We start from the raw sequence: 25,532 nt of genomic DNA on the forward strand, positions 1-25,532 counted from the left end.
TGCATTCTCCTTTGCTTACTGGCTGCGATCTTGCATGCGCTGTTCAGGAGTAAGGGTGGACATTTCCATACCCTTCATGGCTGTTCCAAGACCTTTAGACAATTCACCAATCAACTTGTAATCGTCATAATGAGTCGTTGCTTCAACGATTGCACGTGCGAACTTTTCAGGGTTGTTGGATTTGAAAATACCAGACCCAACAAACACGCCGTCTGCTCCAAGCTGCATCATCAAGGAAGCATCCGCAGGAGTTGCGATACCGCCCGCAGCAAAGTTCACGACAGGGAGACGTCCTTCTTCACGGATCTCCATCAGTAGATCGAATGGAGCACCGTTTTCTTTTGCATAGACCATCACTTCATCTTCTGAAAGTCCACGCAGATGACGGATCTGAGACTGAACCTGACGCATATGGCTGACAGCCTCTACAATGTTTCCTGTTCCTGGTTCACCCTTCGTACGAAGCATGGATGCACCTTCACGGATTCGGCGAGTCGCTTCACCAAGGTTACGGCAGCCACATACGAATGGTACCGTATAGTCATCTTTTTTGATGTGATAAATTTCATCAGCTGGAGTAAGAACTTCACTCTCATCGATATAGTCTACGCCCATGGCTTCAAGGACGCGTGCTTCTGTAATATGCCCAATACGAGCTTTTGCCATAACTGGAATTGAAACAGCATTCATCACTTCTTCAACGATCGTAGGGTCTGCCATACGAGCGACCCCGCCCGCTGCGCGGATGTCTGCTGGAACTCGTTCAAGAGCCATTACGGCTACTGCGCCTGCTTCTTCAGCGATTTTTGCTTGTTCTGCGTTTACGACGTCCATGATGACGCCACCTTTTTGCATTTCTGCCATGCCGCGTTTTACGCGATCCGTACCTGTTTGTGCCATGTTGATTCCTCCCTAACAGCTCTATAGTTTAAGCATTTCATTTTGAATCATAGATTCTTATTCTCTATTGTAACGCAATCCTATATTAAATCCCACTGGTTAAATAGGGATTTTTTCACCTAAAACCAGCCTTTGACCATATCGACTGCGCCAGTGAAGATATCACTGAAAAATTCACCGATCGCACCGAGAGTCAGCATAAACCAGTTTGCTTTTTCTACATTGGAAGAAGTGACGATATCAACGGTTTGTCCACCTTCAGAAAGAATATTTCCGTAGTTCTCTTCTCCGTTATAAATAAGCTTTGCTGTTCCTACTTTTTGTCCTTTTTCTACAGGAGCAACAAGATTGCCTTCATCATCCAGCTGGTCCTCAGAGATATTGAATTGAATCTCATATTGATCTTCTTCTCCACTTTTCACAAGTGTGCTTAGAGCGGCACTTGTTTCAATCGCAACCTGGTCTTCTTTTCCTTTTGCAACAGGAAGCGTTGACTCTTCTTCAGGAGTGGCTCCTGCTGCAAAAAGTTCCTGACGGGAGAATTGATTGAATCCGTAGTCCAGCAGTTGTCTCGTTTGATTGAAACGGGATGCTCTGGTTTCAGATTTCATAACGACAGAGATAAAACGTTGTCCGTCTCGCTTGGCCGTTCCTGTAAACGTGTTCTGAGCGAGTTCTGTGTAACCTGTTTTCAATCCGTCCATACCTTCGTACTCGAACTGCTTCAAGTTCTGCCCAGGCATACCCGGAAGCATCCAGTTCCAGTTCGTCACGGTTTGACCGGCAAATTCAAGTGTCGGTTTGCTTGAAATTTCAAGCGCTTCCGGATAATCATTTGTTAAGTGGTATGCAAGCAGTGCGGCAGACTTCGCTGAAAGCATGTTCGTTGCTTCAGGGTCTGTGCCTTCAGGATAATTGTCTCCCAAGTGAGAATTATTCAGTCCTGTTGCATTCACGAAATCATAGTCAGGCAGCCCCATTTCTGCTGCTTTTTCGTTCATCATTTGAACAAATTCACCTTCACTGCCAGCAATCAATTCAGTAAGAGCGATGGTTGTCGCATTATCCGAGTTGATCGCCATCGCCTCATATAGCTCCCGTACAGTATATTGTTCGTTCAACTTCAGGCCAACTCCTGAAAACTCAGGATTTGCCGATATATCATAAGCGTATTGACTAATTTGTGTTGTCGTATCCCAGCTGATTTGACCTTCCTCAATTGCTTCCATGACAAGATATTCGGTCATCATCTTCGTCATACTGGCAGGAGGTAATGTCAAATCTGCCTCTTTTTCAAGTAAAATCTTCCCTGTTTCCGCGTCCACAAGTATTGCCGATTCTGCGCCAACATCTACGCTTGCGTATGTATGTCCAGGATTTATGGACACAGCAAAGAACCCCATAAGCAATGCCAACATCAAGGCCATAGATGTTTTTATTCTTTGTGTCACTTTCTCAACCTCCACCCTTAAAATATGCATCTTTGTTATTTTATCACATGCGTATATAAAAAAATAGACAGGGAAAAGTCCCTGTCTATCACTTTTTATACGGGTCAAACGGAGTAGTTTGGCGCTTCTTTTGTAATTTGGACATCATGGGGGTGACTCTCTCTTAAACCAGCCCCTGTAATTCTTGTGAATTGAGCGTCTGTGCGTAAAGCACTGATGGTTGGTGTGCCACAGTACCCCATCCCCGAGCGGATACCGCCGAGAAGCTGATGGATGGAGTCTGCCAATGGTCCTTTGTATGGCATGCGGCCTTCAATCCCTTCCGGCACAAGTTTCTTCGCTTCTTGATCATTTTGGAAGTAACGATCTTTGGATCCGGATTCCATGGCACCAACAGACCCCATCCCCCGGTAGACTTTAAAGCGGCGGCCTTGGAAGATTTCTGTTTCTCCAGGACTTTCAGAAACCCCGGCTAATAAGCTTCCAAGCATGACGGCATGTCCACCTGCGGCAAGGGCCTTCACGATATCACCGGAGTATTTAATTCCTCCGTCGGCAATGACCGGCTTGTTGTACTTCTCTGCTTCTCTCGCACAGTCATAGACGGCAGTGATTTGAGGAACGCCGACACCAGCAACGACACGGGTCGTGCAGATTGAACCTGGTCCGATTCCGACTTTAACAACGTCAGCTCCTGCTTCGATCAATTCGCGTGTTGCATCTGCTGTACCTACGTTTCCTGCAATAATATTCACTTTTGGATGACGGTCACGGATGCGTTTCACCTGATCGATCACACCCTGAGAGTGACCATGTGCGGTATCGACAACAAGAGCATCAACACCTGCTTCCACTAGTTTATCAATACGCGTCATCGCATCGGCTGTGACACCGACAGCTGCTGCACAAAGGAGACGACCCTGTTCATCTTTTGCTGATAAAGGGAATTCGATCACTTTTTCAATATCCTTGATGGTGATCAATCCTTTAAGAATCCCGTTATTGTCTACCATCGGAAGTTTTTCAATCTTATATTGCTGCAAGATTTTTTCTGCTTCATCCAATGTGGTTCCTACAGGTGCTGTGACAAGATTTTCACGCGTCATGACGTCACTGATTTGTATCGAATAATCTTCAATGAAACGGAGGTCACGGTTAGTGATGATTCCGACAAGTTTCTGTTCTTCTACACTATTGACGATCGGCACACCGGAAATACGGAATTTCCCCATTAAATGTTCAGCATCAAATACCCTTATGGTGTTCCGGAGTCAAAAAGAACGGGTTCGTAATGACGCCGCTTTCGGAGCGTTTCACTCGATCGACGTGTTCCGCTTGCTCTTCAATCGACATATTCTTATGAATAACGCCAAGTCCTCCCTGACGTGCCATACCAATCGCCATTTTCGCTTCCGTCACCGTATCCATTCCAGCACTAATGATCGGCATATTCAGACGTAGCGTCGGGGACAATTCTGTTGCCAGTGAAACATCACGCGGCAAAACATCGGACTTAGCAGGCAAAAGTAGTACATCGTCAAACGTTAAACCTTCTTTTGTAAACTTGTCTTCACGCATGCTTGACCTCTCCTTTTCTTCTTAAAATAGTTTGGGTGAAAGTGGGTAAAATAAGTGGTATATTCTCGTAACACCAACTCTTATTGTTATTTACAATACGACAATGGTCGGGCTTTTTCAACCATAAAAAAATGGGGGAGAATTCCTTTTATGTTAGAAAGGAGGAACTTTCTTTGCACTCGACAGATCCAATTCTCACGTACCTTCAAGTGACCGCACATACAAGACCCTTTTTGTTTTCTTGTTATGAAAAGATCAACCACTCAAGAGCCGAGCATCATGCTTACAATAATGCAGAACGGTTCATTCACGGACTCAGCCTCGGTCAGGATTATTGGTCGACCGCTTTACATACTCCTTTGAGTGTAAAGCCTCTTCTTTTTTATTATGGAATGAACCATTTCATTAAAAGCTGTCTGTTGACGGTTGATCCTGGCTACCCTGCAACGGCAAAAGTGCTTGCACATGGGCTCTCGACACGTAAAAGAAAAAAGCAGCATTACCGTTTTTTAGAGGACGATATCCGTATTCAACCGCATGGATTATTTCCGCACGCCGCTGAGCATTTGTTTCAATTTTCCTCAGAAAAAACAAAGATATCCATGGATGAATTGCTCCGGCCACTTCATGGAATGGAAGAGCTGTTCCACCTGAAGAATCCTGGCCCTATCACCATTGAAGAAGAATGGCCTGAGCTGTTGGCTTATTTCGCTGTGCTTTATAATTTGAGTATGCTCGTGCGTTATGAAGGAGATTGGTGGGGGGAGATGGAGCAGATGAAAGATCGGGAGGATTATGTATTCATCGTACATTTTTTAAATTCAGCCTCGAATCGCATTCCGAAAATTTTCGCTTCATGGCTTAAAGACCAGTTTGCATCCATTTCATGACACAAACCGGCCTCTACTTATTCATATACTTCTTCAATATGAAGGTCCAGTTGTTCTTTCAACGGGAGAATTTGTCCGTCTGCAATGGTTCGCACAAGCGGCCTTGTCGGGGTTGTCTTTTCAACAAAGATCACTTCTGCTTCGCGATGATCAGACAACCGGATTTTAGTTCCTGTAGAGTAACTGGTCATTTCTTTAACTAAAGCACTGATCACTTTATGATCATAACGTCCGAACTGCTCCTGGAGGATTTCCTCGAGCACTTTATAAGGCGACTGTTTCCTTCGGTACATCCTCTCAGACGTCATGGCGTGGTACATATCACAGACAGCAATAATCTGACTGAACGGATGGATTTTATTCTGACTGACTCCTAAAGGGTAGCCTGTTCCATCCAAACGTTCATGATGCTGTAAAATAGCAACCTTCGCGTGATTGCTCAAGGAAGAGATTTTTTCTACGTTGCGATAACTGTAAGTCGGGTGTTTTTTCACCATCTCATATTCCCTCTCTGTTAAAGGGGCTTCTTTCCACGTAATTCGTTCACTGATTTTCGCCATCCCACTATCTGCAAGAAGGCCAGCTAATCCGACTTGAATCCATTCACCATAATTGTATCCCATTTTTGATGCCACATAACTAGATAACAGACCCATCGCTACACTATGATGATAGATGTAATCTTTACTGGAGGTATAATGATGGAGCGAGAAAACTTCCCTCTCTGAAGAATCGACAGCTCTCTCAAGTAGAGGAACCATCACTTTACGGATCGCGCTAATATTTACAGGCGATCCCCCCTGCCAGGAAATGAACCATTTTTTATACTCCTGCACGGCAGCTAAATAGGATTCGAAAAAAGGAAGGACAGGTTCGCCCGAGCGCAGATCCTGATGTATATCTTCTTGGGCTGCCTTCTCAGAAGCAATGAAAAGCGATCCGTCTGACCGGCGATTGGAAACTTCAACGATATCAATCTTAAATTTCTTCAGTACATCAATATGGACGGGCTTTAGGGTCGTATTCTTAGGGACAATCGGTCGATTCGTCCGCCCCATGACGTCTTTCGTCAAGAGACACCCCGGCTCCAATTGTGATGTAGCAATCCTCATGGAAACGAACCACCTTTCTATAGTTTCTTCTATAGTAAAATTCCTTTAATATAGTTCTATATTACCATGAACCATATAAATAAATAGAAAATATTGAAAAATTATTTGATAACGTTCCTCTTTTTATATAAAAAAGCCGCCTGCCGAAGTAAATCGACAGGCGGTGGATATCATAAGAGTTTGCCTACTTATGATTCATCGGACTCTTCTTCAGTTGTTTCAGCTGGGGTTTCGGCCCTTTCTTCAGAAACCTCATCTTGAGATTCTGCTTCTTTTTCAAGCGCTTCTTCCACCAGTTCTTCTTCCTCTTTTTCAGACTCGACACGAGCGACGGTCGCGACTTCTTCACCGTCACCAAGACGAATCAAGCGTACGCCCTGTGTGTTCCGTCCTGTTTCAGAAATACTTTCCATCGGCATTCGGATTAAGACACCGCTGGCAGTGATGATCATAATATCCTCTTCGCCATTGACGGCTTTCGTAGCGACTACTTTACCATTCTTATCTGTGAGATTACACGTAATGATTCCTTTACCACCACGGTTGGTAATCCGGTACTCGTCAGCTGGCGTACGTTTTCCATAGCCTTTGCTCGTAACGGTGAGCACTTGCAGGGAGTCGTCGAGGATTTCCATGGATACGACTTTGTCGTCTTCACGAAGGGAAATCCCTTTAACACCTGCAGCTGTACGTCCCATCGCACGAATTTGGTCTTCATTGAAACGGATTAAGTAACCGTTCTGCGTACCAATCATGATATCTTTCTTTCCATCTGTCAGTCGGACAGAAATCAGCTCATCATCTTCACGCAATCCGAGAGCAATTAGACCGCCTTTTCGAATATTCGCGAATTGGGAAAGCGTTGTCCGCTTCGTGATTCCGTTCTTCGTTGTAAAGACAAGGTACCAGTCATCTACGAAATCTTGAACGGAGATCACAGCATTGATCCACTCATCACGTTCCACGTTCAACATGTTGATGATCGGAATTCCTTTAGCCGTTCGGCTGAATTCCGGTACTTCATAACCTTTGGCTTTATATACTTTCCCTTTGTTTGAGAAGAAAAGCAGCGTATTGTGGGTCGACGTGGACAATAGGTGTTCCACAAAATCTTCTTCGTGTGTCCCCATCCCCTGTACTCCTCGTCCACCTCTGCGCTGTGAACGGTAAGTGGATGCAGGAAGACGTTTGACATAGCCCTGGTGAGTGACCGTAACGATGACCGTTTCTTCAGGGATCAAGTCCTCATCCTCGATGAAGTCTGTTCCGCCAAGGACGATTTCTGTACGGCGCTCATCATTGTAGCGCTCCTTCACATCAAGCAGTTCTTCACGAATGATTTCAAGAACCTTTTCATCGTCTGCAAGGATCGCTTTCAATTCTTGAATCAATTTCATGACTTCCTGATATTCATCCTCGATTTTCTCACGCTCTAAACCGGTCAGGCGCTGCAGACGCATATCAAGAATTGCTTGGGCCTGCTTTTCAGAAAGACCGAAGCGCTCCATCAAACCGGTACGTGCGATTTCAGTCGTTTGGGATTCACGAATCAGTGAAATCACTTCATCCAAGTGGTCAAGGGCAATACGCAGACCAGCAAGAATATGAGCACGCGCTTCTGCTTTTCTAAGTTCATATTCCGTACGGCGGCGAATGACGACTTTCTGGTGTTCCAAATAATGCTCAAGGCACTGTTTCAAGTTGAGCACTTTCGGGTGGCCGTTGACGAGTGCGAGCATATTGATGCCGAACGTTGATTGCAGAGCCGTCATTTTGTAAAGGTTGTTGAGAAGCACGTTCGGATTAACATCCCGGCGTAACTCAATAACGACACGCATACCATTACGGTCCGACTCATCACGAAGATCTGTAATGCCGTCGATTTTCTTATCGCGGGCAAGATCGGCAATTTTTTCAACAAGCCGGGCTTTGTTCACCTGATAAGGAAGCTCGTGCACGATTAAACGGGCTTTGCCGTTGGCTTGTTCTTCAATTTCTACATCCGCACGGACCGTGATCGAGCCTTTCCCTGTTTCATAGGCTTTGCGAATGCCACTTAAGCCGAGAATTTTACCAGCTGTCGGGAAGTCCGGGCCATAGATATGGTTTTCCATCAATTCCTGGATGGTAATTTCCGGATCTTTACTAAGAGCGAGTACCGCATCAATAACCTCACCCAGCTGATGAGGAGGGATGTTCGTCGCCATTCCAACCGCAATTCCTGAACCGCCATTGACGAGCAAGTTCGGGAACTTGGCTGGAAGCACTACAGGCTCCCGCTCTGTTCCATCGTAGTTATCGTTGTAATCGATGGTATCTTTGTTGATATCACGCAGAATCTCCATGGAAATCTTGGACATGCGTGCTTCCGTATAACGCATGGCGGCTGCGGCATCTCCGTCCACCGAACCGAAGTTTCCGTGTCCATCGACGAGCATGTATCGGTAGTTGAAGTCCTGGGCCATACGCACCATTGTGTCATAGACAGCAGAGTCCCCGTGAGGGTGGTACTTACCAATGACTTCCCCTACGATACGTGCCGACTTTTTGTAAGCTTTGTCCGCATGCATCCCAAGGTCATGCATCGCATATAATATCCTTCTGTGTACAGGTTTCAGGCCGTCTCTGACATCTGGAAGGGCACGGGCTACGATGACACTCATCGCATAATCCAGGAATGAGGTGCGCATTTCGTGACTGATGTTGACTTCCTGCACGCGCGGACGTTCGGGTTGATCCACCATTCTTTTACCTCCTAGTTACCTAAAAGGGGAAAGGATATGTTCGCCTCCCTTTCCCACTCTTTCATGACATTTGTTTTATATTAAACATCAAGGTTTTGTACATATTGGGCGTTCTCTTGAATGAAGTTACGACGCGGTTCGACTTTGTCTCCCATAAGAATATCGAAGGTTTCATCCGCCCCCATCGCATCCTCTAAGCTGACCTGAAGCATCGTTCTTGTTTCAGGGTCCATGGTCGTTTCCCAAAGCTGTTCCGGGTTCATCTCCCCAAGACCCTTGTATCGCTGAACGCCGGGTTTCGGTGAATTGGACAGCTCTGCAAGCTTTGCATCCAGCTGCTTATCACTATACGTATAGTAAATCGCTTTTCCTTGCTGGATTTTATAAAGCGGTGGCTGAGCGATATAGATATAGCCATGTTCAATCAATGGACGCATATAACGATAGAAGAACGTTAATAGTAAGGTACGAATGTGTGCACCATCGACGTCGGCATCGGTCATGATGACAATCTTATGATAACGTGCCTTTGAAATATCGAATTCTTCACCGATTCCAGTACCAAGGGCTGTAATGATGGCACGGACTTCGTTGTTGGAAAGAATTTTATCCAGGCGGGCTTTTTCGACATTGATGATTTTACCGCGCAATGGCAAAATCGCCTGGAAATGACGATCGCGTCCCTGCTTGGCTGATCCACCGGCAGAGTCACCCTCAACGATGTAAAGTTCAGAGATGTTGGCATCTTTGGAAGAACAGTCCGCCAGTTTACCCGGCAGGTTGGAAACCTCCAGGGCATTTTTACGGCGCGTCAGTTCACGTGCTTTTTTCGCAGCCATTCTTGCTCTTGAAGCCATCAATCCTTTTTCAACAATCGTTTTCGCCATGTTCGGATTTTCAAAAAGAAACTTTGTGAAACTCTCAGAGAACAGAGAGTCCGTAACGGTACGAGCTTCACTGTTACCGAGTTTCGTCTTTGTCTGACCTTCGAACTGCGGGTCCGGGTGTTTGATCGAGATGATCGCTGTCAAACCTTCCCGGACATCGTCTCCTGTCAAATTCGGATCCGTCTCTTTGAACATATTGTTTTTACGCGCATAGTCGTTGATCACACGTGTCAAACCGGTCTTGAAACCAGATTCGTGTGTTCCGCCTTCATACGTATGGATGTTGTTGGCATAGGAATAAATATTACTCGCGAATCCATCGTTGTACTGCATGGCGATTTCGATGGAAATCTCATCTTGTTCATCCTCGATGAAAAAGGCCTCATGCAAAGTTTCACGCGTACGGTTCATGTGTTCGACATAGGATAGGATTCCGCCTTCAAAATAGTAATTCACAGGCTCTTCATCCGTACGTTTATCTTCGATCGTGATGGTAAGACCTTTGTTAAGGAAAGCTAGCTCCCGCAATCGATTTGCAAGAATCTCAAACTTATACTCCTCTGTCTCTGAGAAGATTTCAGGGTCTGGTTTGAATTGGATGCGAGTTCCTGTCTGATCAGTCTCTCCGATCACCTTCAAGTCTTCTTCTGGAACACCACGGTGATAAGCCTGGTAATGGATGTTTCCATCACGGTGAACGAACACTTCCAGTTTCGTAGACAGAGCGTTTACGACGGACGCCCCTACACCATGGAGTCCTCCGGATACTTTATATCCGCCCCCGCCGAACTTACCTCCGGCGTGAAGAACGGTCAAAATGACTTCAACAGCGGGACGGCCCGTTTTCTCCTGGATCCCGACAGGAATACCACGGCCGTTATCGGTAACGGTAATGCTGTTGTCTTTTTCAATCGCGACTTGAATATGATCGCAAAAACCGGCCATCGCTTCATCGATACTGTTATCGACAATTTCCCATACGAGGTGGTGCAGGCCTTTTTCGTTCGTAGAACCAATATACATTCCTGGACGTTTTCTTACCGCTTCCAACCCTTCCAGTACCTGTATTTGACTCTCATCATATGCCTGCTGCTCTTCGATAATATCTTCCTTCATGGTACTCACCTACATTTCTCAAGTGGTTTATCTCTAATCCCTTACGTCTCTCGTCTATCGGTATATTAAAAATCGGACTCTTCCGAGAAATCTTCCAGTTTGTTCAGTGTCGTCATCATGTTCGCCCGCTTCTTCAAAGTATAGACAGATAATGGGCTGAAATAGATGACATCATTCGTGATTACAATGGCTTTCGCCTGGTGGTCTTCCGTTTCAATGACCTGCTTTTCCTTACGTTGGTTATGAATCATTTCTTCGATGATGGAAGAAGATGAAATCAAACTATGATCAATGATCGCTACGACATCCTTCGACTGGATGACGTGATCATCCCCGATATGAATGAACAATTCGCCACCTCATTTCTCTACGTCTATCGTTCCTTCTTTCACACGGAAAATCTCCGCTTGTTCCAGTGCTTCATGTTCAATTCCATCAATACTTGTCGTAGAAACGAACGTTTGCACTTTTCCTTGAATCGTATGAAGCAAATGCGATTGTCTAAAGTCATCCAGTTCACTAAGTACGTCATCAAGAAGTAAAATGGGATATTCGCCTACTTCACTATGAATCAGTTCAATTTCAGCGAGTTTCAAAGATAAAGCTGTCGTCCGCTGCTGTCCCTGTGATCCATACGTTTGTACGTCTTTTCCGTTCACATAAAAAACCAAATCATCTCTGTGTGGTCCTGCCAACGTCGTCCCGCGTTCCACTTCTTTTGATTCAATTTCTGCAAACTTATCAGAGAATGTATCTTTTATTGTTTCCAAATTCATATCCTCTGATACTCGGACACTGGCATCATAAGCAATTTCAAGCTGTTCCAGCTGCCGGCTGATTCCTTCGTGGATCGGTGTCGCCCATGACCTTAGAAGCTGTAAGAATTTGAAACGGCGTTCGACTATCGTTGTCGCATGTTCAATCAGCTGTTCTGTCAAAACACCGAGCATCGTCCGGTCTGCTCCCGGCTTTCGCTGCAAATCTTTCAACAGATGATTTCGTTGTCTGAGAATCTTCTGATATTGACCTAAGTGATATATATATGTGGGCTGAATTTGGCCGATTTCCATGTCAATAAACCGACGACGCACCTGAGGACTCCCCTTTACAAGATTGAGATCCTCAGGTGCAAACATCACCACGTTTAAAGCGCCGATGTAGTCGCTCAGACGCTTTTGCTCAATATGATTCAATTTCGCTTTTTTCCCTTTTTTAGAAACAATGATCTCAAGAGGAAAGCGACGATTCCGTTTAAAGATACTCCCTTTTATTTTACCATACTCTTCATCCCACTGTATGAGTTCTTTGTCTCGTGGCGTACGATGGGATCTTGTAAAAGCGAGGACATAGATCGCTTCCATCAGATTGGTTTTTCCCTGGGCATTTTCACCAATGATGACATTGATCTTATGGTCAAACGTCAATGAGAGCTCATCATAGTTCCTGAACGAACGTAATGATAACTCATGGATATACATTAAAAGGCGCCTGACCTAAGCTTCTTTAACGACAGTGAAGCTGCCGAATTCTTCAACTTCTACTGTATCGCCCACATACAGTTTGCGGCCACGACGATTGTCAGGTTCTCCGTTTACGAAAACTTCAAATTCCGACAAGAAAATTTTCACCATTCCACCAGATTCGACAATATTGGCTAATTTTAAAAACTTCCCTAATGGAATATATTCTGTACTAATACCGATCTCTTCGCTCATATCATTTCACCCTATTTCATGAATTCACCTATCTTCCATTTTACTAAAGATAGGAGTGTAAGGAAAGTGGAAGACAACGAAACAGGTCTGTCTGCCTCTTTCATCTTTTGTTTGATGACATTTCAACCTTCTCACTGCCCCATTCTTTCACCATTCGTTCATTTTCGATTTTTGCTTGTTCACACCATAATACTTAGGAGTCTAACTATCTAATGCTGTGAAAACGAACAATTATCAACATAGCCTTCACGGAGTTGGAATTCATTGATAAAACATAAAATCTGACCAATTAGAAAAGGTGCTCTATGCAAAACATAAAGCACCTTTTTACGTTAACCTTTTTCTAAGATTTAATAAGTTCGTACTGGAAGAATCAACTGTAAAATCTGGTCGTCGTCTACAGGGCGAATCAAGAATGGACGCATGGCTCCTGTGAATTCAACTTTCACCTGGTCATAATCGACCGCTTTCAGTGCATCCATCATATACTTGGCACTGAAAGAAATCTTCAAGTCTTCCCCGTTTACATCTGTCGCCATCACTTCTTCAACAACATTCCCTACTTCCGGGGAGTTACCTGTAATTTCAAGATGATTGTCTTCTTTAGTAATTAAGCGAACAACGTTGTTGCGATTCTCTTTCGCAAGAAGAGACGCACGATCCACCGATTGCAGCAATTCTTTCGCATCAATTTTGACGATCGTCTTGCTTTGTTCGGGGATCAGACGGGAAGTTTCCGGGTAATTTCCATCAAGCAAGCGGGAGAGGAAGTACAAATGTTTCGTACGGAATAAAACCTGATTTTCTGTCACACTCACTTCGATCGTATCTTCGGAATCATCCAGAATTTTGTTTAATTCCGTCAAACTTTTACCAGGAATGACAACCGCCGGTAAAGATTTTCCTTCTGGTTGTTCCAAAGGTATTTTACGTGAGGCTAACCTGTGGCTGTCTGTCGCGATAAATTCAAGGTTTCCGTCTTCAAGTTTTACGTGAACCCCTGTAAGAATCGGTCTTGTTTCAGATGTCGATACCGCAAAAACAGTTTGACGTATCAAATTTTTCAAAAGGTCAATCGGTAATTCAAAGCTTTCTTCTGTGTGTAACTGCGGAAGCTGAGGATACTCTTCTGGATCTTGTCCGTTTAGATGGAATTCTGCATTTCCAGAACGGATGGTGACATTCCGAGTATGGTCACTCTCAATCTCTACAGTATTTTGAGGAAGTTTACGAACAATATCAGGAAAATATTTAGCCTGAAGAACGATACTTCCCGGTTCGATGTTTTCTACATAAACGATGCCGTCTTCTTCACTAGGTATGAAAGACTCAATCGATATATCTGAATCACTACCAGTTAATTTAATTCCTTCTTCAGTCGCTTCGAGTTTCATTCCTGTAAGAATTGGAATCGTCGTTCTGGAAGAGATGGCTTTCATGACGTTTTGAACACTATTGATCAATTGATCCCTTTGGATAACAAATTTCATTTTGAATACACTCCTCCTACTTGAGCATATATTAATTATTTTTATTATAAATGCAGTAATAGTACTAGTATGGGCTGTGGAAATGTGGATAACAAGGTTAAAGGTTTATTTCACAAGGTTATCCACATGTGGATAGGGTGTTGATGAACGTGCAATCTCTATTCACATTATCCACTAGTGAGATTTTAATTGTTCTCTGATTTCATCCAATTCTTTTTGCAGCTGTTGATCATCAGCAACCATTTTTGAGATTTTTTCATGAGCATGAATGACCGTTGTATGGTCGCGACCTCCAAACTCTTCTCCAATTTTCGGCAATGAAAAATCTGTGAGCTCTCTGGATAGATACATCGCAATCTGTCTTGGGAAAGCTACGGATTTTGTCCGTTTCTTCGCTGGGAAATCTTCCAGTCTCACATTATATTTTTCACCGACCATTTCCTGAATGGCTTCAATCGTAATGACCTTAGGTTTCGAGCTAGGAATGATATCTTTCAAAGCTTCTGCTGCAAGCGACGCGTTGATATCACTATTGATTAAAGAAGAATAAGCAACGACACGGATCAGCGCACCTTCAAGTTCGCGGATGTTCGTATCGATTTGATTGGCGATGTAAAGCATCACTTCGTTCGGGATATCCAGCCCTTCAGCTTTTGCTTTCTTACGAAGAATCGCAATTCTCGTTTCTAAATCAGGCGGAGTAATGTCTGTAATCAGTCCCCATTCAAATCGTGAACGCAGACGATCTTCCAGTGTAGGGATTTCTTTTGGCGGACGGTCACTGGATATGACAATCTGCTTGCTCTCTTCATGGAGTGTATTGAACGTATGGAAGAATTCTTCCTGTGTTTGTTCTTTTCCAGCTAGGAACTGTATATCATCTATTAAAAGCACGTCGACACTTCGATATTTATTACGGAAGTTGACGGCCTTGTTGTCTCTAATGGAATTAATGAATTCATTCGTAAACTTTTCTGATGATAGATAAACGACTTTAGCATTCGGATTATGATCGAGTACATAATGTCCAATTGCATGCATCAGGTGCGTTTTACCAAGTCCTACGCCACCATAGATAAACAATGGGTTATAGGCTTTGGCTGGTGCTTCTGCAACAGCTAAGGAAGCTGCATGAGCGAAGCGGTTGCCTGAACCGATGACAAAAGTATCGAATGTATATTTGGAATTCAGCATGCTTTGTGGTGATTCATCGTTTCCATTGTTTTTTACATTCGGTACTTTTTTAGATGATAGTTTCACATCTTCCAGGGAGTCGTCCTTAGATTCCGGAATAATAAACTTTGTATCAAGTTCCGCCCCTGTCACTTCATATAAAGTTTCCGTGATCAGTCTCTCATATTGATTTTCAAGCCAATCTCTGGCGAATTCATTCGGAGCAACGATCGTCAACGTATTTTCATTTAAAGAATCTGCTTTGGTTGCTTTCAGCCATGTTTCGAAGCTCGGTTTGCTGATTTTTTCTTTAATCTGCTCGAGCGTATTGTTCCATAATTCATTGATGTTCTCCAAATTGTTTCACCCCTCTCTGTTTCAGTGGAAAACAAAAAAACCTTTCGTTCTCTTTTTCGAACGTAGCAAAAGGATCGAAAGGTAATCGTATAAGGTTTGTATAATAGATGTCGTTAAAAAACCTCTGATCGGATGTGGATGTCCGAAAGTTGATTTTACTAGAGTTCTAGAAAGTTATTTTCAATATCCACACTCTTGTGCATAACTACATAAACAGCCGTGTTAATAACTGTCCACACGTTATCCACAATCTGTGGAAAAGATTTATGGTCTTCAGAAGTCATTCACGGTTAAACACAAATATAATACCAGATAAAAACGGCAGTTGCAATGGTTCACACTAACTTATCCACAATTTCAACGCCTTGTAGACAAAACTCATCCACAACACTATATTTTGTGATTTTCTTGTCGATATTTGTTGTGGACAGTAAAAAACGCAGGTTTAAATTATACACAGATCCTGTTAATGTTCGCCAGGGGGAGATTTTGTTCGCTTATTTCTTAAGATTGATCCAACTTGTTATAGTACAGACCTGTTATATAACGGGGCGGGATCTTTAAGAGATTACTCTTAAAATAAAAGTTGACAAAAAGCAAGGGGATTTATTATACTAATCGGGACTGCCTTTTAGATGTATTATTGGAATTTTCCTCAGGAGGTGTATATATAATGAGTAAACGCACGTTTCAACCAAATAATCGTAAGCGCAAAAAAGTACACGGCTTCCGTGCACGTATGAGCAGTAAGAATGGTCGTCATGTTCTTGCACGTCGTCGTCGTAAAGGAAGAAAAGTTCTATCAGCATAGGCCACTGAAAACAATCAGTGGTCTTTTTTTCAGTATAATGGTCAAAAGAAGGGGCGGATCTTCGTCCCTCTTTTGTTTTTTTAGAGAAAATAAGAGCGTATTCTTAATAAAACTTCGATCGCCAAAAAAAGTGAGAGAAGGATAAAAAGAGATGTTTTCCTACATAATGGTAAAATGATCTCTTACAGGGAGAATAGTGGAAGGCAAAACGGTCTGCCCAAGCCACCTTGTTTGTGATTTTGGAGGTTGTTCGATGAAAAAAGCTTATCGTATTAAAAAAAATGAAGATTTTCAAAAGGTTTTTCGTCGCGGGCAGTCGTTCGCCAATCGCCAGTTGGTCCTTTATTACATGAAAAAAGAAGAACAATCCCATTTTCGAATCGGTTTATCCGTAAGCAAGAAAATTGGACATGCAGTCATGCGGAACCAGATCAAGCGGTATTTACGTCAGGCTTTCCATGAACTGGAGGCAGACATCCATCCGAATTATGATCTTGTCATCATTGCACGTAAACCGACGAACCAAATGGAATTTCACGAGATAAAGAAAAGCTTGACCCATGTGTTATCACGGTCAAAGCTATTAAATAAAAAAATTCGCACGTAATCATATAGAATTATGGTGTCAACTAATGCTAAACTTATGATTGTCGTATAGTCATTCATCGGTTTGCATTTTAAAAAGATAGAAGAGCGATTTCATTAAGGAGGAAGGAACGTTGCGGAATAAAATACTCATCCTGGTCGCGATGACAGGTATGCTTACGTTCCTATCCGGGTGTATGGACGTCAACCAAGAAATCACCTCGGATAGTACAGGATTTTGGAATGAATATATTGTTTATCCATTATCACAAACATTGTTGTTTTTCGCTGATGCCACGAATGGAAGTTACGGATTAGCGATCATCGTCGTTACGATCATTATCCGTGTCTTGCTGCTGCCATTGAACGTCAAACAATTGAAAAGTTCAAAAGCGATGCAGGATATTCAACCGGAATTGAAAGAACTGAGAGAGAAGTATTCTTCAAAAGATGCTCAGACACAACAGAAGCTTCAACAAGAAACCATGCAGCTTTTCCAGAAAAACGGTGTCAATCCACTAGCGGGTTGTTTGCCGATTATTGTGCAGATGCCGATCTTGATCGGTTTCTACCACGCGATTATGAGAACGCAAGAGGTTCAAACCCATAACTTCCTATGGCTTGAGCTTGGACAATCAGATCCATTTCTAGCGATTCTGACAGCGGGAACCACGTTCTTGCAACAAAAATTGATGATGGCTGGAGGCGCAGCTGCGCAGAATCCACAAATGCAAATGATGCTTTATATCATGCCATTGATGATTGGTACTTTCGCGTTCTTCTTCCCATCTGCCCTAGCGTTGTACTGGATTGTCGGTAACATTGTCATGATTCTTCAAACCATTTTCATTCGTAGACCAATGATGAAAGATGAGACAGGAGGAGCAAACTAGTGAAGCAATGGACTGCTACAGGTACCACAGTTGATGAGGCGATCCAAACAGCACTAGAGCAATTACGCACATCAAGAGATCAAATCGATGTCGAGATCATTGATGAAGGTAAAAAGGGATTTCTCGGTTTTGGTACGAAACCAGCGATTGTAAAAGCAACGATCAAGAAAAATCCAGTGCAGGACGTCGAAACATTCATCTATGAAGTAGCAGAACAAATGGGCGCTCCTGTCCAAGTGAAAACAGAGCTCCGTCAGCGCGACATTCATATGGAGCTTGAAGGTGAAAAGATTGCGATGCTGATCGGCAAGCGTGGCCAAACATTGAATTCTCTTCAATATTTGGCACAGCTCGTCGTGAATCGCGAGTCCGATGTCTTCTATACCGTCATGTTAGACGCGGAAGGATATCGTGGTCGAAGAAAAGAAACATTAGAAAATCTCGCGCACCGATTGGCTGAAAAAGCGGTTCGGACCAATCAGGAAGTGAAGCTTGAACCGATGCCGTCGTATGAAAGAAAAATCATACACAGTGCGCTGCAAAACCATAAAAAAGTCGAGACGGATTCTGACGGGAATGACCCCCGCAGACACGTCGTCATCCGACCTCAATAATGTTGGATCATGCTTCTGTTCATCTCTTATGAACAGAAGCATTTTTTATGGTTCCTAAACCAACAAACGCTCCCTATTCTTTAAGACTCAGTTTCGAGACTTTTGTGGGAGGGTGTGGTGGTTGGGAAAACGGCTCGCTTTCCGTGGGGATGACGGCAAGCCTCCTCGGACTTCGTCCTGTGGGGTCTCGCCAGCCAATCCATTCCCACAGGAGTCTCACCGTTTTCCCAACCACCATGCGATAGAAAGATGCTCGAAACTACCTCCTAGGACCAAGAGCTTTTGAGACGGAGAAAGCTATAAAATAGTACTTGGATATGTTCACCCTACTTTTCTAAGCAGGTGTTCAAAGAAATGATTTCGAGAAGCTATTATGGCAAGGGACGGCGGGGAATGGGGAGACTCCCGCGGAAAGCGAGTCATTCCCCGCCGCCCCGATCCACCGGCACAAAAGTCTCGAAATCAAGTCCTCAACAATCCTGCCAGATGTTTCAATAAATAGCTGGTGGTCGTATTGTTCCCTGGTATGGTGGAGAAAATGATAGGAAGAGTTATGCACATGTGGATAACTAAAAGGTGCAGAAATAGGGAATATATGTGTTGATATCTTTTCAAAACACGTGGCGGTGTGGTAAGCTAGTTTGTTAGTGACATTAATAATATTCCTGTTGTGGATAAATATAAATCAAACATTTTTCAGGAGGTGAGTGCGTGTGGAAACAGATACAATAACCGCAATTTCGACCCCAATGGGAGAAGGGGCGATTGCCATTGTCCGTTTAAGTGGACCTGAATCCGTGGCGATTGCTGCCAGCCTTTTCAAAGGGAAGGATTTAAATGAGGTCGATTCCCACACGATGCATTACGGAAAGATTATTGACCCTGAATCGGGCGAAATGGCGGAAGAAGTGATGGTATCTGTCATGCGTGCCCCGAAAACTTTTACAAGAGAAGATATTGTCGAAATCAACTGCCACGGCGGTCTTGTGTCAGTCAATCGTCTGCTGGAGATTGTGCTGGCAAGCGGTGCCCGATTGGCTGAACCTGGTGAATTTACGAAACGTGCTTTTTTGAATGGCCGTATCGACCTTTCACAAGCAGAAGCGGTCATGGATTTGATCCGTGCCAAAACGGACCGGGCAATGGATGTCGCATTGAAGCAGATGGATGGCCGGTTATCAAACCTGATTCAGGATTTAAGACAAAAACTTCTTGAAACACTCGCTCATGTCGAAGTGAATATCGACTATCCGGAATATGATGACGTTGAAGAGATGTCACATGAAATGATGGAAGAGAAAACGAAAGAAGTGCATGAAGAAGTCACCCGGATTATTGAAACAGCTAGGCAAGGGAAGATTTTAAGAGAGGGACTGGGCACGGCGATCATCGGCCGTCCGAACGTCGGTAAATCTTCCTTGATGAACGCCCTTGTCCACGAAAATAAGGCGATTGTTACAGAAGTTCCAGGAACGACTCGAGATGTGATTGAGGAATATGTCAACGTTCGCGGCGTTCCTCTTCGGCTTGTCGATACCGCGGGAATCCGGGAGACAGAAGACATCGTAGAAAAGATCGGTGTTGAACGTTCAAGACAAGTACTAAAAGAAGCTGATCTGATCCTGTTTGTGTTAAACTATGGGGATGAGCTGAGCGAAGAGGATGAGAAACTTTTCGAAGCGATCCGCGATATGAATATCATTGTAATTGTCAATAAAACGGATCTGGAACAACGCTTAGACCTTGATCAAGTGAAGGAAATGGCTGGAGATCATCCTGTAATTACAACATCCTTGATCCGTGAAGAAGGCATCGATCAATTGGAACAAGCGATTGGCGATACATTCTTTGAAGGAGATCTTGATGCTGGGGATATGACGTATGTTTCGAATGTCCGCCATGTTCAGTTGTTAAAACAAGCGAAACAAGCCCTTGAAGATGCCAAAAATGGGATGGAGATGGGAGTTCCGCTTGATGTCGTCCAAATCGATGTCACAAGAACGTGGGAGATCCTCGGGGAAATTATCGGGGATGCGGTCCACGAGAGCTTGATCGATCAGTTATTCTCGCAATTCTGCTTAGGAAAATAAACGTTCTGTTTGAACGATATTCATTACGATAAAAAAGGAGAGTCATCCGAATGACATATGATGCAGGGCATTATGATGTAATTGTTATTGGTGCTGGTCATGCCGGAGTAGAAGCAGGTCTTGCTGCCGCGCGCCGCGGGGCGAAAACGTTGATGCTGACCTTGAACCTCGACCTCGTTGCCTTTATGCCGTGTAACCCGTCCATTGGTGGTCCCGCAAAAGGGATTGTTGTACGTGAAGTTGATGCATTAGGTGGAGCTATGGGACGAGTCATTGATAAAACGCACATCCAAATGCGTCTTTTGAACACGAGAAAAGGTCCAGCTGTGCGTGCGTTGCGTGCGCAAGCAGACAAACCACTGTATATCAAAGAAATGAAGCGGGTTCTTGAGAATCAGGAGAACTTGACGCTTCGTCAAGCGATGGTTGAAAAAGTATTGGTGGAGGATAACCAGATCAAAGGTGTCGTAACAGAAACGAAAGCGGCCTATTATGCTCCAACTGTGATCGTTACGACAGGGACATTCATGAGAGGACGCGTCATCATTGGCGATTTGTCATATGAAAGTGGCCCGAACAACCAGCGTTCTACTGTTTCTCTTTCTGAACAATTGGAGGAAATGGGCATTGAAATGGTCCGTTTCAAAACCGGAACACCAATGCGTGTCAACAGTCATACCATCGATTATTCTAAAACAGAAATTCAGCTAGGAGAAGAAGAGCCGCGCTCCTTTTCTTATGAAACGACAGAGTTCATCACTGATCAAATTCCGTGTTGGCTGACGTACACGAATGAAGATACGCACAGGATCATTAATGATAACTTAGGACTTTCTGCGATGTATTCAGGAGCGATCAAAGGTACAGGCCCGCGTTACTGCCCGTCCATTGAAGATAAAATCGTCCGTTTCAATGATAAACCGCGTCACCAGATTTTCCTTGAACCGGAAGGAAGAGATACGGAAGAAGTCTATGTCCAAGGTCTTTCCACCTCTCTACCAGAGTACGTGCAGAATGAAATGATGCGTACCGTTCCAGGCCTTGAAAAAGCGGAAATCATGCGTGCCGGTTATGCGATCGAGTATGATTCTGTAGTGCCAACACAGTTATGGCCGACACTTGAAACGAAGCAGATTGAAGGCCTGTTTACAGCTGGACAGCTTAACGGAACTTCCGGATACGAAGAAGCTGCTGGACAAGGCTTGATGGCAGGAATCAACGCGGCTGCAAAAGCGCTCGATTTGGAACCTTTGATTCTTGACCGTTCTCAAGGTTACATTGGCGTCATGATCGATGACCTTGTGACCAAAGGTACAGGCGAACCGTACCGACTTTTGACATCACGTGCGGAATTCCGTTTAATGCTTCGCCATGATAATGCGGATCTCCGACTGACAGAAATCGGTTATCAGCTCGGTTTGATTCCTGAAGACCGTTATGAGCGCTTTCAAGAGAAGAAACGCTTGATCGAAGAAGAGAAAAAACGTCTCGACAAAGTCATTTTGAAAGATACGGACGAAGTTCAATCTGTCATCGAAGAAGCAGGTGGATCGAAGCTGAAAGATGCTATTCGTGCGACTGACTTACTGAAACGTCCAGAAATGAATTACAGCCACTTGGAACGTTTAACTCCAAGCGAGGTTCCTCTGCCTGATGATGTTAAAGAGCAAGTGGAGATTCAGGTGAAATACAGCGGCTATATTAAAAAAAGCACTGGAACAAATCGATCGTATGAAGAAGATGGAAACGAAGAAAATTCCAGAGGATATTGATTATGATGCGATTCACGGCCTGGCGACAGAAGCTCGTGACCGTCTGAAATCCGTCAGGCCACTATCTGTCGGGCCAGGCTTCCCGCGTATCAGGGGTGAACCCGGCGGACGTTTCCATTCTGCTTGTTTATATTGAACAAGGGAAAATCGCCCGCGTATCCGGGGAATAATTTGAAAGGATGGACTTATGGATATCAACACCTTTCTTAAAGCATTACAGGAACATGGCATAGAGCTCGACGATCAACAGCAGCGCCAGTTTGAAAAGTATTTTGACATTCTTGTCGAGTGGAATGAGAAAATGAATCTCACGGCCATCACTGATCAAGAAGGCGTCTATTTGAAACACTTTTATGATTCATTGACGGCTGCCTTCTACTATGACTTCAATCAACCGCTCCGTATTTGTGATGTCGGAGCGGGGGCCGGTTTTCCGAGCTTGCCATTGAAAATCGTCTTTCCGCAATTAAAAGTGACGATTGTCGATTCTTTGAAAAAACGAATCACATTTTTGAACCACTTAGCCCACGAATTGGAGCTGGATGATGTCGCTTTTTATCATGATCGTGCCGAAAACTTCGGGAAAAATGCGAATTTCCGTGAAAGTTATGACCTCGTGATGGCACGCGCCGTTGCGCGAATGTCCGTCCTTAGTGAATTATGTTTGCCATTAGCTACAAAAGGCGGCAGGTTCATGGCCATGAAAGGCCCGAATTTGAAGGATGAAATGGAAGACGCAAAAATTGCGATCCAAACCGTCGGTGGTGAAGTGCTTGATGTCCACACGTTTGAATTGCCTGAAGAGGGCAGTGAGCGAAACATCGCCATCATCGAAAAGAGAAGAAAAACACCGAAGAAATACCCGAGAAAAGCGGGAACACCGAATAAAACACCGATTCAATAACATCGTTTGCCTCTCTGCCGTTGGTAGAGAGGCTATTTTTTTAGGGAATAGGAGAATGAGAGCGTAGAATCAGAATTACAGGACCTGAACATAAAGGAGGGGATTATAAGTGAAAATCATGGTGCTTTCGGATACACATATGCCGAAAAAAGCGAAACAGCTTCCGGAGCGTTTTTTAGAAGAATTGGTGGATGTGGATGCCATTATTCACGCGGGAGATTGGCAGACTTTAGAGCTTTATGAGACGTTGAAAGACTATGCTCCCGTTTACGGAGTCTATGGCAATGTGGATGCTGAAGAGATCCAAAGTGAATTTCCAGCCAAACAAATGTTGGAATGGGAAGGATACAGGATTGGCCTTGTCCATGGCCATGGAGAGAAAAAAACGACGGAAAAACGTGCACTGGAAGCTTTTAAGGATGACGGCGTGGACGTGTTGATTTACGGACACTCTCATATCCCGGTTCTCCGTTATTTTAAGAAAACCCTCTTGTTCAACCCGGGATCTCTCACTGATAAAAGGCGATTGCCAATGTATTCATTCGGGAAAATCTCCTTAACGAAGGATGGAATCCATGCAGAACATATTTTCTTTCCTTGATTATGAAAATAAATTTCATAGATAAATTTTAAATGATGAAAGGAATTTCCTTTCTACATATCGAAAGGGTTATAAGAGAATGTAAACGCTATCGTAGCGTGAAAGGGGATTGGAATGTCTGAGAGTATGTTTCGTTTAGATGGAAAAATAGCAGCGGTTACTGGTGGAACAAGAGGGATCGGACGTGCTGTGGCGATCGGCCTTGCTGAAGCTGGAGCCGATGTTGCTTTGTTACAGAGAAACACATCACAAATCGATGTAAAAGAGGAAATTGAGGGTTATGGTCGTACCTGCCACATCATTCCATGTGATTTGAATGATAAAGAGCAAGTGAAAGAGGCCATTCCATCTGTGGTGGAAGCGTTCGGGCGTGTGGATATTTTAGTGAATGCTGCTGGAATCCAAAGGCGTTCTGATGCTGTTGATTTTTCAGAGGAGGACTGGGATGATGTTCTGAATATCAATTTGAAAACGACGTGGACGCTCTGTCAGCAAGCGGGGCGCTATATGGTATCGGAGAAGAGTGGGAAAATCATCAATTTCGCTTCCTTGCTGTCCTACCAGGGAGGAATTCGTGTACCGGCTTATGCGGCCTCCAAAGGTGGCGTTTCACAGTTGACGAAAGCTCTATCCAATGAATGGGCGAAAGAAGGAGTGAATGTCAACAGTGTCGTGCCTGGCTATATCGCGACTGATATGAACACAGCGCTCATTCAGGATGAAGACAGAAACAAACAAATTCTTGATCGAATACCAGCAGGCGACTGGGGGAAACCGGAAGACTTCATTGGTGCCGTTGTTTTTCTTGCTTCCGATGCTTCCCGTTATGTGCATGGACATCAGCTGGCCGTTGATGGTGGCTGGTTGGGAAGATAAAAAAATCCCGCTCCTTTTATGAAGGAGCGGGATTTTTTTTGGCAGGTCGGACAGTAGTAACAGCGACGGGAAGCGGCACGGAACTTGATAATTTCCGTCCCATCGATCCGGCACGGTCGGCCTTCGCGGTTGAACACCCAATGTCTGTATTCATAGCGCTTTTTACCTTGCTTTTTCAATTCTTCCACAAGGGCTGGATCGTTTGTGATGCCTTTGTTTTCATAGGAACGCCACATCAGGTCGATGCACGCTTTTGCGGCGCAGTAAAGCTGTTCCTCTGTGCAGTCAATCGGTCGTGAAAAGGGAGATATCCCAGCAACGAATAAAATTTCACTGCGTAAATAATTTCCGATTCCTCCGATGAATGCTTGATCGAGTAATAGAGAGGTCCATTTCCTCCGGTGAAATCTCTTTTCCTGAAAACGTGCAAAAAGATCATCTGGCGTCACATCTTCACTTAATAGATCGGGTCCTACTTTTGAAAGAAAAGGGTGATGATCCTCTTCTCCATCTGTCAGCACTTCTATATCTGACGCACTGTAAAGCAGGGCGGATTTTTTTTCATTATGAATGGCGAGCCGCAATTGCCGGTTCGTTTTCGGGTAGTTGTAAGCGTTCCTGATATACCATTTTCCGTACAATTGATTATGCGAATAAATAATTTTGTCATTGTCGAAACGAATGAGCATGGCTTTTCCTTTGGTGTCGACTCGTGTCACTGTGGACCCACGCAGAATTTCTTCATATCCTTGTAAATGGTCGAAAGCAAAACTGAGATCAATGATGGTTCTGTTTTTTAATGCTTTTTCTACTGAATCAGCAGCTCGTCTGATTTCTGGTCCTTCTGGCATCTGTTTCGTTCCTTTCGATTAGCTGGATGTAAACATTCCACCATGGATGAACTGACTTGTGATTCTCTAATCATAAAAGTAGTCCTCCTCAAATCATGTTTGTTTGGTGTCATTCCACCATT

Annotated in this window: 20 protein-coding genes and 2 pseudogenes; 10 read left to right on the top strand and 12 right to left on the bottom strand. The window is 44.0% G+C overall.

All coding sequences use genetic code 11. From position 1 onward, the window contains the following. Positions 1–15: 15 nt before the first annotated feature. The 3 genes and pseudogenes from pdxS to guaB form a co-directional block, all read right to left on the bottom strand. Positions 16–900: a pyridoxal 5'-phosphate synthase lyase subunit PdxS gene (gene pdxS, locus LC065_RS04745; RefSeq protein WP_146814478.1), complete on the bottom strand. Its 885-nt coding sequence runs from the start codon at positions 898–900 to the stop codon at positions 16–18. A gap of 119 nt (positions 901–1,019) precedes the next feature. Then, a complete protein-coding gene (locus tag LC065_RS04750; RefSeq protein WP_371933401.1) occupies positions 1,020–2,351 on the bottom strand; it encodes a serine hydrolase in 1,332 nt (443 codons plus the stop codon). A gap of 104 nt (positions 2,352–2,455) precedes the next feature. After that, positions 2,456–3,929, bottom strand: a pseudogene (guaB, locus tag LC065_RS04755) (IMP dehydrogenase). A 173-nt stretch (positions 3,930–4,102) separates the two neighbouring features. Here guaB and LC065_RS04760 point away from each other — a divergent pair. Beyond that, the gene (locus LC065_RS04760) at positions 4,103–4,819 is read left to right on the top strand and encodes a YaaC family protein (RefSeq protein ID WP_306163778.1); all 717 of its coding nucleotides are present in this window, start codon (positions 4,103–4,105) and stop codon (positions 4,817–4,819) included. Positions 4,820–4,836: 17 nt separating this feature from the next. Here the strand turns inward: LC065_RS04760 and LC065_RS04765 are convergent, their stop codons facing one another. From LC065_RS04765 to dnaA, 8 genes are all read right to left on the bottom strand, one after another. After that, on the bottom strand, positions 4,837–5,931 hold the full coding sequence (locus LC065_RS04765; RefSeq protein ID WP_226593509.1) for an HD-GYP domain-containing protein: 1,095 nt from the start codon (positions 5,929–5,931) through the stop codon (positions 4,837–4,839). A 188-nt stretch (positions 5,932–6,119) separates the two neighbouring features. Beyond that, complete coding sequence (gene gyrA / locus LC065_RS04770) at positions 6,120–8,675, bottom strand: DNA gyrase subunit A (RefSeq protein ID WP_226593507.1); 2,556 nt, start codon at positions 8,673–8,675, stop codon at positions 6,120–6,122. An 80-nt stretch (positions 8,676–8,755) separates the two neighbouring features. Next, positions 8,756–10,678, bottom strand: a complete 1,923-nt coding sequence (gene gyrB / locus LC065_RS04775) for a DNA topoisomerase (ATP-hydrolyzing) subunit B (RefSeq protein ID WP_264187901.1) — start codon at positions 10,676–10,678, stop codon at positions 8,756–8,758. 65 nt (positions 10,679–10,743) lie between these two features. Then, positions 10,744–11,028, bottom strand: a complete 285-nt coding sequence (gene remB / locus LC065_RS04780; protein ID WP_089650744.1) for an extracellular matrix regulator RemB — start codon at positions 11,026–11,028, stop codon at positions 10,744–10,746. A gap of 9 nt (positions 11,029–11,037) precedes the next feature. Then, entirely contained in the window at positions 11,038–12,156 is a 1,119-nt protein-coding gene (recF, locus tag LC065_RS04785; RefSeq protein ID WP_226593505.1) for a DNA replication/repair protein RecF, read from the bottom strand. Positions 12,157–12,171: 15 nt separating this feature from the next. Beyond that, a complete protein-coding gene (gene yaaA, locus LC065_RS04790) occupies positions 12,172–12,393 on the bottom strand; it encodes a S4 domain-containing protein YaaA (protein WP_226593503.1) in 222 nt (73 codons plus the stop codon). A 350-nt stretch (positions 12,394–12,743) separates the two neighbouring features. After that, positions 12,744–13,883 (bottom strand): DNA polymerase III subunit beta, encoded by a 1,140-nt coding sequence (gene dnaN, locus LC065_RS04795; protein ID WP_226593501.1) that lies wholly within the window; start codon positions 13,881–13,883, stop codon positions 12,744–12,746. Between the two features lie 174 nt (positions 13,884–14,057). Next, positions 14,058–15,413: a chromosomal replication initiator protein DnaA gene (gene dnaA / locus LC065_RS04800; protein WP_226593498.1), complete on the bottom strand. Its 1,356-nt coding sequence runs from the start codon at positions 15,411–15,413 to the stop codon at positions 14,058–14,060. Positions 15,414–16,086: 673 nt separating this feature from the next. Here dnaA and rpmH point away from each other — a divergent pair. From rpmH to LC065_RS04845, 9 genes and pseudogenes are all read left to right on the top strand, one after another. Further along, on the top strand, positions 16,087–16,224 hold the full coding sequence (gene rpmH / locus LC065_RS04805; RefSeq protein ID WP_160910483.1) for a 50S ribosomal protein L34: 138 nt from the start codon (positions 16,087–16,089) through the stop codon (positions 16,222–16,224). Positions 16,225–16,477: 253 nt separating this feature from the next. Then, positions 16,478–16,831, top strand: a complete 354-nt coding sequence (gene rnpA / locus LC065_RS04810; RefSeq protein ID WP_226593496.1) for a ribonuclease P protein component — start codon at positions 16,478–16,480, stop codon at positions 16,829–16,831. A 112-nt stretch (positions 16,832–16,943) separates the two neighbouring features. Then, positions 16,944–17,702 carry a YidC family membrane integrase SpoIIIJ gene (gene spoIIIJ, locus LC065_RS04815; RefSeq protein WP_226593494.1) on the top strand — a complete coding sequence of 253 codons (759 nt, stop codon included), beginning with the start codon at positions 16,944–16,946 and terminating at the stop codon, positions 17,700–17,702. Further along, the gene (gene jag / locus LC065_RS04820; RefSeq protein WP_226593492.1) at positions 17,702–18,316 is read left to right on the top strand and encodes an RNA-binding cell elongation regulator Jag/EloR; all 615 of its coding nucleotides are present in this window, start codon (positions 17,702–17,704) and stop codon (positions 18,314–18,316) included. Before spoIIIJ ends, jag begins: the two co-directional genes overlap by 1 nt. Positions 18,317–19,029: 713 nt before the next feature. Then, positions 19,030–20,406 carry a tRNA uridine-5-carboxymethylaminomethyl(34) synthesis GTPase MnmE gene (gene mnmE, locus LC065_RS04825; RefSeq protein ID WP_226593490.1) on the top strand — a complete coding sequence of 459 codons (1,377 nt, stop codon included), beginning with the start codon at positions 19,030–19,032 and terminating at the stop codon, positions 20,404–20,406. 50 nt (positions 20,407–20,456) lie between these two features. Continuing rightward, positions 20,457–22,348, top strand: a pseudogene (mnmG, locus tag LC065_RS04830) (tRNA uridine-5-carboxymethylaminomethyl(34) synthesis enzyme MnmG). Between the two features lie 17 nt (positions 22,349–22,365). Continuing rightward, positions 22,366–23,082: a 16S rRNA (guanine(527)-N(7))-methyltransferase RsmG gene (gene rsmG, locus LC065_RS04835; RefSeq protein ID WP_226593486.1), complete on the top strand. Its 717-nt coding sequence runs from the start codon at positions 22,366–22,368 to the stop codon at positions 23,080–23,082. Positions 23,083–23,200: 118 nt separating this feature from the next. Further along, positions 23,201–23,683, top strand: coding sequence for a metallophosphoesterase family protein (locus LC065_RS04840; protein WP_264187915.1), 483 nt, complete (start codon positions 23,201–23,203; stop codon positions 23,681–23,683). Between the two features lie 114 nt (positions 23,684–23,797). Further along, positions 23,798–24,559 carry a glucose 1-dehydrogenase gene (locus LC065_RS04845; protein WP_226593481.1) on the top strand — a complete coding sequence of 254 codons (762 nt, stop codon included), beginning with the start codon at positions 23,798–23,800 and terminating at the stop codon, positions 24,557–24,559. On the opposite strand, the gene nei is transcribed toward LC065_RS04845, so the two are convergent. After that, positions 24,523–25,410 (bottom strand): endonuclease VIII, encoded by an 888-nt coding sequence (nei, locus tag LC065_RS04850; RefSeq protein ID WP_306163779.1) that lies wholly within the window; start codon positions 25,408–25,410, stop codon positions 24,523–24,525. The two genes, LC065_RS04845 and nei, sit on opposite strands and share 37 nt — an antisense overlap. Between the last annotated feature and the right edge of the window lie 122 nt (positions 25,411–25,532).

It is taken from the genome of Halobacillus litoralis (assembly GCF_020524085.2).
Classification (GTDB): Bacteria; Bacillota; Bacilli; order Bacillales; family Halobacillaceae; genus Halobacillus; species Halobacillus litoralis_E.